Source organism: Streptomyces sp. AcH 505 (assembly GCF_000818175.1).
Classification (GTDB): Bacteria; Actinomycetota; Actinomycetes; order Streptomycetales; family Streptomycetaceae; genus Streptomyces.
In genome coordinates, this window is record NZ_JTIY01000001.1 from 5,499,567 (window position 1) to 5,510,388 (window position 10,822).

Consider the following 10,822-nt stretch of genomic DNA (forward strand, 5'->3'; position numbering starts at 1 on the left):
CCTGGCCGGACCGGGGCAGCCTCGCTGAGCGCAGCGTCGGCTCAGCCGCGCAGTTGCTCGTACGCGGGGAGCGTGAGGAAGTCCGCGTAGTCCTCGTCGAGCGAGACCGTCAGCAGCAGGTCGTGCGCCTGCTGCCAGCGCCCGGCGGCGAACGCCTCGTCGCCGACCTCGGCGCGGATCGCCGCGAGATCGGCGGCGGCGATCTCCCGGGCCAGCTCCGGGGTGGCCCGTACGGTCCGGCCCTCGTGGTCGAACTCCACCCCCGCGTTGATCCACTGCCAGATCTGCGAGCGGGAGATCTCGGCCGTCGCCGCGTCCTCCATCAGGTTGAAGATCGCGACGGCGCCCGAGCCGCGCAGCCAGGACTCGATGTAACGGATGCCGACCTGGACGGCGTTGACCAGCCCGTCGTACGTGGGTTTGGCGTCGAGCGAGTCGACGGCGATCAGATCGCCGGCCGCGACGGAGACGTCCTCGCGCAGCCGCTCCTTCTGGTTGGGCTTCGCGCCGAGGACCGCGTCGAACGAGGCCATGGCGATCGGGACGAGGTCCGGGTGGGCGACCCAGGAGCCGTCGAAGCCGTCGCCGGCCTCCCGGTCCTTGTCGGCCTTGACCTTCTCGAAGGCCACCTTGTTGACCTCGGCGTCGCGCCGGGACGGGATGAACGCCGCCATGCCGCCGATGGCGTGCGCCCCGCGCTTGTGGCAGGTGCGCACCAGCAGTTCGGTGTAGGCGCGCATGAACGGGGCGGTCATGGTGACCGCGTTGCGGTCCGGCAGGACGAACTTGGCGCCGCCGTCACGGAAGTTCTTGACGATCGAGAACAGGTAGTCCCAGCGGCCCGCGTTGAGCCCGGACGCGTGGTCGCGCAGCTCGTAGAGGATCTCCTCCATCTCGTACGCGGCGGTGATCGTCTCGATCAGCACGGTCGCGCGCACGGTGCCCTGCGGGACGCCGATGTAGTCCTGGGCGAAGACGAAGATCTCGTTCCAGAGCCTGGCCTCCAGGTACGACTCGGTCTTCGGCAGGTAGAAGTACGGGCCCTTGCCGAGGTCGATCAGCCGCTTGGCGTTGTGGAAGAAGTACAGGCCGAAGTCGACCAGCGCGCCGGGCACGGCGACACCGTCCAACCGCAGGTGGCGCTCGTCGAGATGCCAGCCGCGCGGGCGCATCACTGCGGTGGCGAGTTCACCGGCCGGCTTCAGGGCGTACGACTTGCCGGACGACGGGTCGGTGAAGTCGATCCTGCGCTCGTAGGCGTCGATCAGGTTGAGCTGCCCGGTGACCACGTTCTCCCAGGTGGGCGCCGAGGCGTCCTCGAAGTCCGCGAGCCAGATCCTCGCGCCCGAGTTGAGGGCGTTGATGGTCATCTTGCGGTCGGTCGGCCCGGTGATCTCCACCCGCCGGTCGTTGAGCGCGGCGGGTGCGGGGGCGACCCGCCAGCTGTCGTCGGCGCGGACGGCCGCGGTCTCGGGGCGGAAGTCGAGGCTCGACGTACGGGCGATCTCGGCCCGGCGCTCGACACGGCGTGCCAGCAGTTCGTCCCGGCGGGGCGTGAACCGCCGGTGCAGCTCGGCAAGGAAGGTGAGGGCCGCCTCGGAGAGAACCTCGTCCTGCCGTGGCAGGGGCTCGGTCGCGACGATGGCCAGCGGTGACGGCGCTGGTGCGGACATGAGTGGTCACTCCTTCGGCGAACGGTCCGTGCGGTCGGGCCGGCGGCTCGGACGGCACGGGGTGCCGGGGCGCCGGGGTCGGCCGTCGGCGCCGTCCGAGGTGTCGGGCGCTTCTGACCAGTGGATAGTAGTTTCCTCATGGTGGAACTTCAATGGTTTGTTGATGTCGAGATTCTCCGGGTCGAGGGAGTGTGGCGCTCGGTGCCAGCTCCCTCACTCATGGTGGTCCCGGTCGAGATGCCACAGATCTTCCTCCGTGTCGATGTCGAACGGCTCGGCGACATCCCCGCACTCGACGAGGACGATCTCGCTCTCCCTGGCCCGCAGATAGTCGCGTGCCCCGCGATCGCCCCGCGCATCCGCGGCGACGGCCGTCCAGCGGTTCGCACCGAACAGCACGGGATGGCCGCGCCGCCCGGCGTACGCGGCCGACACGAGCGAGTCCGGCGAGCGGTACGCCGCGACGACCCGGGCCACCGCCGCGGCGCCGATGCCCGGCTGGTCCACCAGCAGGACGACCGCCGCTCGCGCCCCCGTACCGGCGAGCGAGGCGAGCCCAGCGCGCAGCGACGAGCCCATACCGTCGGCCCAGTCCGGGTTGTCGAGCAGCACACTGCCGGGCAGTACGGCCCGCTCGCGCACCTCGTCGGCCGCCGCTCCCAGCACCACATGCACCGGGCCGCAGCCGCCCGCGCGCAGGGCGAGCGCGCCGTGCTCGACCAGCGGCCGGCCGCGGTGGGTCAGCAGTGCTTTGGGCCGGCCGCCCAGCCTGCGCCCGCCGCCGGCCGCCAGCAGCAGTCCTGCGACGGGTGCGGTGTGTTCCTCGGCGTTGTTCTCTGTCATGGGAACTGCCTATCGCATGGGCCCCCGGCCGGCCGTGAACTTCGGGCGCGAAGCGGGCAGGATATCCGCCCGCATTCCCGCCGTATTCGGTCCGCGGAGTGGCGCCGAACGCGCGCCAAGGGGTTAACTTGCCCGCGAACCTTGGCGCTTGACCACCGTCCGGGAGGTCGGGAAACGGGCACGGAAACGTGCGGAGCGAGGGGGAGACACTTTGTTGCGGAGCGTGGGGCAGACGCGGGTGACAGAGCAGGGGCGGGACCAGGGGCAGGACCCGGACGAGGATCCGAGAGTGGCGGGGCTGCGTGCCGCCATCGCCCGGCTCCGGCGTGAACTGGCCGGATATCCGGCCGAGTTCAAGGACAGGGCAATCGCGGAGGACGAGCTGGCCGCGCTCGCCGCGATGGTGGCGGGCGGCGCACCCGAGATCGGCCGGATGCGGCGCTCCCTGCTGCTGATCGTCGGCTCGACCGGTTCGGTCAGCGCGCTCACCCCGGCGCTGATGGGCGTACGGAACGCGGTCGAGCTGTTCGGCGGCCGGGCCTAGGTCCGGAGCGGGTCCGGGCCGGCTCGTCCCGGCTTCTAGGCCTGGGCGTTGCTGGTCAGTACGTCCGACAGGTCCCTGGCGACCTCCTGGAGCACCGGCACGATCCTTGCGGTGGCCGACTCGGTCAGCCGTCCCGCCGGGCCCGAGATGGAAATCGCCGCCGCCGTGGGGGAGTTGGGGATCGGTACCGCGAGGCAGCGGACACCGATCTCCTGCTCGTTGTCGTCCACCGCGTAGCCGGCCCCGCGCACCACCTCAAGGGCGCGCAGGAAGCCGTCCGGGGTGGTGATCGTCTTGTCGGTGGTGGCCGGCATGCCCGTACGGGCGAGCAGCGCCCTGACGTCGTCCGGCGGGATGTGGGCGAGCAGGGCCTTGCCGACTCCGGTGGAGTGCGGGAGGACCCGCCGGCCGACCTCGGTGAACATCCGCATCGAGTGCTTGGACGGCACCTGTGCGACGTAGACGATCTCGTCGCCGTCCAGCAGCGCCATGTTCGCGGTCTCGCCGGTCTCCTCGACCAGCCGGGCCAGATAGGGCCTGGCCCAGGTGCCGAGCAGCCGCGACGCCGACTCGCCGAGCCGGATCAGCCGCGGGCCGAGTGCGTACCGCCGGTTCGACTGCTGGCGTACGTAGCCGCAGACGACCAGCGTGCGCATGAGGCGGTGAATGGTGGGCAGCGGCAGACCGCTGCTGGCGGAGAGCTCGCTCAGACCGACCTCGCCGCCGGCGTCCGCCATCCGTTCGAGCAGGTCGAACGCGCGCTCAAGGGATTGGACGCCACCGCCGGCGGAGGCGGATTTCGCGGCGTCGGTGATGCTGGCGCTGGACGACGGCACGTCAGGTGTCCTTTCGGGACGGGCTGGGCGAACAAACAGCCTACCGGTCCTGGGTAAAGATACATTCTGCTCAACGAAATAGTACTTTCGCTTGGTGGAAAAAGCGATGGCAGTCGGTCTTGACGGACCGGAATCGAGGGGGAAGACTTCTTCAACACTTCGTTGAATTTCAGAGAGGCAGGCCCCGCGTGCCCGATGTGAGCCTGGTGCTGCGCTCGACGCGCGTCGTCACCCCCGAGGGGACGCGCGCCGCCTCGGTCGCGGTCGCCGACGGACGGATCGCCGCCGTGCTGCCGTACGGATCCGACGTACCGCCCGGAGCGCGGCTTGAGGACGTCGGCGACGACGTCGTGCTTCCCGGGCTGGTCGACACCCATGTGCATGTGAACGACCCGGGCCGCACCGAGTGGGAAGGGTTCTGGACCGCCACCCGCGCCGCCGCCGCCGGCGGGATCACCACCCTGCTGGACATGCCGCTCAACTCGCTGCCCCCGACGACGACGGCCGCCCATCTGCGCACCAAGCAGGACGTCGCGCGGCCGAAGGCCCATGTCGACGTCGGCTTCTGGGGCGGCGCGGTGCCGGACAACGTCAAGGATCTGCGGCCCCTGTACGACGCGGGGGTCTTCGGCTTCAAGTGCTTCCTCTCGCCGTCCGGTGTCGAGGAGTTCCCCGAGCTCGACCAGGACCAACTCGCCCGCTCCCTCGCCGAGATCGCCGGCTTCGGCGGTCTGCTGATCGTGCACGCCGAGGACCCGCACGAGCTGGCCGGCGCACCGCAGCGCGGCGGCCCCGCGTACGCCGACTTCCTGGCGTCCCGGCCGCGCGGCGCGGAGAACGCGGCGATCACGCATCTGATCGCCCAGGCCAAACGGCTCGACGCGCGGGTGCACGTCCTGCATCTGTCCTCCTCCGACGCGCTGCCGCTGATCGCCGCGGCCAAAAGCGAAGGCGTGCGGATCACCGTCGAGTCCTGCCCGCACTTCCTCACCCTCACCGCCGAGGAAGTGCCGGACGGCGCGACGGAGTTCAAATGCTGCCCGCCGATCCGCGAGGCGGCCAACCAGGATCTGCTCTGGCAGGGACTGATCGACGGGACGATCGACTGCGTCGTCTCCGACCACTCGCCCTGCACCACCGACCTCAAGACCCCGGACTTCGCCTCCGCCTGGGGCGGCATCTCCTCCCTCCAGCTCGGCCTGCCGGCCATCTGGACCGAGGCGCGCCGCCGCGGCCGCACCCTGGAGGACGTCGCCCGCTGGATGTCGACGGCCCCCGCGGCGCTCGCGGGACTCGCGGGCAAGGGAGCGATCGAGGCCGGCCGTGACGCCGACTTCGCCGTCGTCGCTCCTGACGCGACCTTCACCGTCGACCCGGCGGAACTGCACCACCGCAATCAGGTGACCGCCTACGCGGGCAGGACGCTCCACGGCGTCGTCCGATCGACCTGGCTGCGCGGCAGCCGGATCCTGATCGACGGCGCCCTCGTGGAACCGCCCGCAGGCCGACTGCTCGAAAGGAACAACTGACCTTGTCACAAACCCCGTTGAACTCCACCACCTTCACCGGCGACGCCGCGCCCTACGGCGGCGGCGACCCGTACGCCGACTACCGCACCGCCGAACTGCCCTTCACCCAGCTCGCCGATCTCGCCGACCGGCGGCTCGGCGCCGGTGTCGTCGCCGCCAACGACGAGTTCTTCGCCGAGCGCGAGAATCTGCTGAAGCCGGGCGTCGCCGAGTTCGACCCCGAGCGCTTCGGACACAAGGGCAAGATCATGGACGGCTGGGAGACCCGCCGCAGGCGCGGTGTCTCGGCGGGCCGACCGCACCCCACGGACACCGACCACGACTGGGCTCTCGTCCGGCTCGGCGCGCCCGGGGTGATCCGGGGAATCGTCGTCGACACCGCCCACTTCCGTGGCAACTACCCGCAGGCGGTGTCGGTCGAAGGCGCTTCGGTGCCTGGCTCGCCGTCCCCCGAGACGCTGCTCGGCGACGACGTGAAGTGGACAACGCTGGTACCCCGTACGGCAGTCGGCGGCCACGCGGCCAACGGCTTCAGCGTCGACGCCGAACAGCGCTTCACCCATCTGCGGCTCAACCAGCACCCGGACGGCGGGATCGCCCGGCTGCGGGTGTACGGCGAGGTCGCCCCCGACCCGGGGTGGCTGACCGCGCTCGGTACGTTCGACCTCGTCGCGCTGGAGAACGGCGGCCGGGTCGAGGACGCGTCCGACCGCTTCTACTCCCCGGCCACCAACACCATCCAGCCGGGTCGCTCCCACAAGATGGACGACGGCTGGGAGACCAGGCGCCGCCGCGACCAGGGCAACGACTGGATCAGCTACGCGCTGGCGACGCAGTCCGAGATCCGCGCCGTCGAGATCGACACCGCCTACCTCAAGGGCAACGCTGCGGGCTGGGCGACCCTTTCGGTGCGCGACGGCGAGAGCGGCGCGTGGACCGAGATCCTGCCCCGCACCCGGCTCCAGCCGGACACGAACCACCGGTTCGTGCTGCCGTCCGCCGCGGTCGCCACGCACGTACGGATCGACATCTTCCCCGACGGCGGTATCTCCCGGCTCCGCCTCTTCGGCTCGCTGACCGAACAGGGCGCGGCCCGACTGGCGGCCCGCCACCAGGAGTTGGGAGGCTGACCGGCTGACCGGCTGACCGGCTGACCGGCTGACCGAAGGGACGGGGGACGCGCTGCGGCAGCAGGGCCTGGGCGACCGGCCTACGCGGCGTGGCCGCCGTCCACCGCGAACTCCGCCCCCGTCACATAGCCGGCCTCGTCACCGGCCAGGAACGCCACCATCGCCGCCACCTCGTCCGCCGAGCCGTACCGGCCGAGCGCCGTCATGGCGCTCTGGGCCGGTGAGTGCGGCCCGTGGGCCGGATTCATGTCCGTGTCCGTCGGGCCCGGGTGGACGATGTTGGCGGTGATGCCGCGCTCGCCCAACTCCCGTGCCAGTGCCTTCGTCAGACCGATCAGCGCCGACTTGCTCGTCGCGTAGAGCGTGCCGCCGGGGCCCGGCACGCGCTGCGTCATACAACTGCCGACGGTGACGATCCGGCCGCCGCGGCCCAGCCGCGACGCCGCCGCCTGCGAGGCGAGGAACACACCCCGGACATTCACGTCAAGCGTCCGGGACACCTCGTCGGCGGTGAAGCCGTCGAGCGGACCGAGCAGCCCCACGCCCACGTTGTTGACGAGGATGTCGAGCTTCCCGAGGCCGGCCACCGTACGGTCCACCGCCCCGGCCGCCTCCGCCGGGTCGGCCGAATCGGCGCGCAGCGCGAGCCCGCGCCGCCCCGTCGCCTCGATCTTCCGTACGACGGCGAGCGCCGCCTCCTCGCCCGTCACATAGGTGAGCGCCACATCCGCGCCGTCCTGCGCGAGCCGCAGCGCCGTCGCCGCTCCGATACCCCGGCTGCCGCCGGTGACCAGTGCAGTCCTGCCGTCCAGTGCGGACATGAGCCGTCTCCCTCTTCCGTGGTGAGGCGCCGACGGACGAAGCTCCCGCCGCACGCTGCATACGATGAAAGCGGCGCGGCGGCGACGCCGCTGGCGGCTATCGGACCCCAGGCTCGGCAACCGCCAACACGGCCCACGGAGCGCCCACTTGCTATCCGGCCGGGCCCGAACGAACAATCGGAGGATGCGGCAGTCGAAGGTTCGTACGGCCTCGGTGGTATTCGCTCTCCCGGTCGCCATGCTCGTGGCGGCCGGCTGCGGAAGCGGCGGTGTGAAGCACAGCGAGCACGCCGTGTTGAGCGTCGACAGGCCCGTCTCACTCGCCGACGCACCGGTGCGGCTGCGCTTCACCGGCCTACGCCCGGGGGAAGAGGTCACCGCGGGTTCCAGTGCCGTGGACGCCCGGCACCGGACGTGGACGGGCAAGGCCGTCCTGACCGCCGACAAGCACGGCGTGATCGATCTCGACCGCGACGCCCCGAAGTCCGGCACCTACCGGGGCGTCGACGCCATGGGGCTGTTCTGGTCGATGACACCGCGCGGCGCCGACCCGGTGACCTCGTGGTTCCAGCCGCCGAAGCAGACGTCCTCGTTCTCCGTACGGATCACCCTGCGCGCGGGCGACCGCACCGTCGCGGCGAAGACGCTCACCCGCACCACGGTCGGGCGCGGGGTGCGGCACACCACGCTCACCGAGGCGCGCGACCAGGTCAGCGGGGAGCTGTATCTGCCGCCCGCAGGCGCCCGGCAGGGAGCGCCCGTCCTGCTGCTCGGCGGCTCGGAGGGCGGGGTGAGCTACAGCGGTCGTGCGGCGCTGCTCGCCTCGCGTGGCCATCCGGCCCTGGCTGTCTGCTACTTCGGGTGTCAGGACGACGGGCCGCCGAAGAGCCTGGAGCGCATCCCCATGGAGTACTTCGCCACGGCGGCGCGGGTGCTGGACCGGCGGGCCGGCGCCGCTCCGGGACGTACGACGGTCGTCGGCGCCTCCCGGGGCACCGAACCGGCCCAACTGCTGGTCCAGGACTACCCGGAGCTGGTTCGCAACGCGGTCGTGTTCGCCCCGAGCGCGCGCACCGGTCCGGGCTATCCGCACGGCGGTGTCGCGTGGACGAAGGACGGCAAGCCGGCCGAGGCCGCGCCGATACCGCTCGACAACGTACGCGGAAGTGTCCTCGCCGTTGCGGGCGCCGACGACAAGGTGTGGGACTCGGCCACCTCGGCGCAGCTCATCGCCTCGGGGCAGAGTGTCACGGGAGTGTCGTACCGGGCGCTGGTGTACCCGGGCGCCGGGCACGGCGTGACGAACCTTCCCTATTTCCCCTCCGGCACGGTCGTCGAGAGCGGGGCGCGCGAGGATCTGGGTGGTACGCGTGCGGGCAACGCCCGTGCCGCCGAGCAGAGTTGGCCGCAGGCCCTGAAGCTGATGGGCGACTGAGTCACCCGGCGGAGACTGCGCGGACCCGCCCCGCGGTTACGGCTTCGCCTTCGCCCACGGTTTGACCCCGAGCTTCCCTGTGGTGCCGAGGTCGAGCTTCGGGGTCACCGTCACCGGGTCGGCGCCGGCCTTCGCCCGGACCCGTACGTAGGGCACGTTCACCGCCGTCCCCATCTGGGTGGTGTTGCGCCAGACCAGGGCGGAGGTGGCCTCCTCGCCCGGCTTGAGGGTGACGGGCCCCGGCGGCGTGTCGGGTCCCGCGCCGGTGGAGATCTCGGCGCTGCCTTCGAGTATCTGCACGCCGTCGACGGGCTTACGGTCCTCGTCGAGGAGTTGCAGCAGCGGATAGCCCTCGACGGTGTAGGTGCGCGTGCCGCAGTTGTCGAGGTGCAGGCCCACGACCCGCAGTCCCATGGCCGCGTCTCCTCGGTCGACGCTGACGCGGATCCCCGAGGCGGGGCAGGCACCCGGCTCGGTCGGCGCCTCGGCTGCGGGGACCTTGGTCACCTCCAGCACCCTGGCCCCCGTGGTCCGTGGCGCCCCGGGCGTCAGCGCTTCGGCCTGGACCGTGCCGCGTACGGTCCTGCCAGGACCGACGTCGCGCACGGTCACGGTCCGGTTGGACATGGCGCCGCCGTCAGCGCTCTGGAAGGTGATGATGACCGTGTAAGTCAGCGTCTCGGCGCTCTTGTTGGTGACCTCGTAGGCGGCGGAGATCCCCGAATACAGGCTGTCGGCGTGGACGGAGTAGTCGTCGGACGGCGTGCGGGAAGGCGACGGCAAGGTCACCGAGGTGACCCGTACGCCGTCCTTGCCCGGATCGTCGACCGGTGTGCCGGACGGCGAACCGGCCGCGCCCGCACCTCGGTCCCCGGCGCCCGCGGGCTCCGTCCCGCAGCCCGTGAGCAGCAGAGCGGTCGCGGCGAGGGCCGCCAGGAAGGGTGCGGGCGCGGCGGGGGCCGGGCGGAAGGCGGAGGGTCTGCTCATCGGGTCATCCCATCAGGGCGTTGACCACGCACGCGTGACGGAGGCCACAGCTCCGGTCACAGGAGTGTCACAAGTGCACGCTCTCACCCGCGAGCCAGACCCGGTCGGGGCGCAGCTCGGCGTCGAGCGACACCAAGTCGGCGCGCAGCCCCGGGAGCAGGGCGCCCCGGTCGGTCAGGCCCAGCAGCCGCGCTGCGTTCGTCGCCGCCATCCGTACGGCGTCGGCGAGCGGCAGTCCGATGCCGAGCACCGCGCGGCGGAAGGCGTCAGCGACGAACAGGGTGGAGCCGGCGAGTGTGTCCGTGCCGCGCAGTCGTGCCACGCCGTCGGTGACGGTGACCTCCCGGTCGGCGAACCGGTAGGTGCCGTCGGAGAGTCCGGCGGCCGGCATGGCGTCGCTGACGAGCAGCAGCCGGTCGGCCCCGGCCGTCCGGTGGGCCAACCGGACCGTGTCGTCTGCCAGATGGTGCCCGTCCAGGATCAACTCGCAGCTCAGCCTGGGGTCGAGCAGCGCTGCCGCCGCCGGCCCCGGCTCCCGGTGGTGCAGGGGCGGCATCGCGTTGAAGAGATGGGTGACGGCGCGTGCGCCGGCCGCCGCCGCCCGGCCGAACTGCTCGGCCGTCGCGTCGCTGTGCCCGAGACAGAACAGCAGGTCGTCCGCGTGCTCGCGGATCAGCTCGACGGCGCCGGGCAGTTCGGGCGCGACGGTCATCGACCGGGCGTGGCCGCCCGCCGCTGCCAGCAGCCGCGCCAGCGCCGCCCGGTCAGGGGTGCGCAGGGCGTCACGGGTCTGCGCACCTCGCCGCTCGGGCGACAGGAAGGGGCCCTCGAAGTGGATCCCCGCGAGCGAGGGCGCCGAGCCGTCCTCGATCACCTCGGCGACGGCGCGCGCCGCCGCCTCCATCGCCGGCGGCGCCGTCGTGGCGACGGACGCCAGCATGGTGGTCGTACCGCGCGCCAGATGGCCGGCCGCCGCCGCCCGTACGTCGGCCGGGTCGCCGGTGTAGACCGAGTGGCCGGCGCC

Annotated in this window: 10 protein-coding genes; 4 read left to right on the forward strand and 6 right to left on the reverse strand. The window is 71.9% G+C overall.

Translation table 11 applies throughout. The features are described from left to right. Window positions 1-41: 41 nt before the first annotated feature. Together aceB and HY68_RS24715 are read right to left on the reverse strand one after the other, a co-directional pair. On the reverse strand, window positions 42-1,673 hold the full coding sequence (aceB, locus tag HY68_RS24710) for a malate synthase A (protein WP_041992422.1): 1,632 nt from the start codon (window positions 1,671-1,673) through the stop codon (window positions 42-44). A gap of 213 nt (window positions 1,674-1,886) precedes the next feature. Next, window positions 1,887-2,516, reverse strand: coding sequence for a nucleotidyltransferase family protein (locus tag HY68_RS24715; protein ID WP_041992425.1), 630 nt, complete (start codon window positions 2,514-2,516; stop codon window positions 1,887-1,889). A 238-nt stretch (window positions 2,517-2,754) separates the two neighbouring features. Between HY68_RS24715 and HY68_RS24720 the strand changes: the two genes are divergently transcribed. Then, the gene (locus HY68_RS24720) at window positions 2,755-3,060 is read left to right on the forward strand and encodes a DUF5955 family protein (RefSeq protein ID WP_107070127.1); all 306 of its coding nucleotides are present in this window, start codon (window positions 2,755-2,757) and stop codon (window positions 3,058-3,060) included. Window positions 3,061-3,095: 35 nt separating this feature from the next. Here HY68_RS24720 and HY68_RS24725 read toward each other — a convergent pair whose 3' ends face one another. Further along, entirely contained in the window at window positions 3,096-3,896 is an 801-nt protein-coding gene (locus tag HY68_RS24725) for an IclR family transcriptional regulator (protein WP_041992430.1), read from the reverse strand. 188 nt (window positions 3,897-4,084) lie between these two features. Here HY68_RS24725 and allB point away from each other — a divergent pair, with 188 nt between their 5' ends. Continuing rightward, the gene (gene allB, locus HY68_RS24730; RefSeq protein ID WP_041992433.1) at window positions 4,085-5,425 is read left to right on the forward strand and encodes an allantoinase AllB; all 1,341 of its coding nucleotides are present in this window, start codon (window positions 4,085-4,087) and stop codon (window positions 5,423-5,425) included. A gap of 17 nt (window positions 5,426-5,442) precedes the next feature. Further along, complete coding sequence (alc, locus tag HY68_RS24735; RefSeq protein WP_041992436.1) at window positions 5,443-6,555, forward strand: allantoicase; 1,113 nt, start codon at window positions 5,443-5,445, stop codon at window positions 6,553-6,555. 80 nt (window positions 6,556-6,635) lie between these two features. Here the strand turns inward: alc and HY68_RS24740 are convergent, their stop codons facing one another. Continuing rightward, entirely contained in the window at window positions 6,636-7,376 is a 741-nt protein-coding gene (locus tag HY68_RS24740; protein WP_041992441.1) for a 3-oxoacyl-ACP reductase family protein, read from the reverse strand. Window positions 7,377-7,590: 214 nt separating this feature from the next. On the opposite strand from HY68_RS24740, the gene HY68_RS24745 reads away from it, so the two are divergent. After that, window positions 7,591-8,811: an acyl-CoA thioesterase/bile acid-CoA:amino acid N-acyltransferase family protein gene (locus HY68_RS24745; RefSeq protein WP_198533335.1), complete on the forward strand. Its 1,221-nt coding sequence runs from the start codon at window positions 7,591-7,593 to the stop codon at window positions 8,809-8,811. Between the two features lie 36 nt (window positions 8,812-8,847). Here HY68_RS24745 and HY68_RS24750 read toward each other — a convergent pair whose 3' ends face one another. Continuing rightward, entirely contained in the window at window positions 8,848-9,798 is a 951-nt protein-coding gene (locus tag HY68_RS24750) for a DUF4232 domain-containing protein (RefSeq protein ID WP_041992444.1), read from the reverse strand. A gap of 67 nt (window positions 9,799-9,865) precedes the next feature. Beyond that, on the reverse strand, window positions 9,866-10,822 hold a 957-nt coding region (gene nagA, locus HY68_RS24755), incomplete at its 5' end, for an N-acetylglucosamine-6-phosphate deacetylase (RefSeq protein WP_052457175.1).

Coding starts and splice junctions, on each gene's coding strand:
- HY68_RS24740 (WP_041992441.1), bottom strand. CDS start 7,376: ATGTCCGCACTGGACGGCAGGACTGCACTGGTCACCGGCGGCAGCCGG.
- HY68_RS24715 (WP_041992425.1), bottom strand. CDS start 2,516: ATGACAGAGAACAACGCCGAGGAACACACCGCACCCGTCGCAGGACTG.
- aceB (WP_041992422.1), bottom strand. CDS start 1,673: ATGTCCGCACCAGCGCCGTCACCGCTGGCCATCGTCGCGACCGAGCCC.
- HY68_RS24750 (WP_041992444.1), bottom strand. CDS start 9,798: ATGAGCAGACCCTCCGCCTTCCGCCCGGCCCCCGCCGCGCCCGCACCC.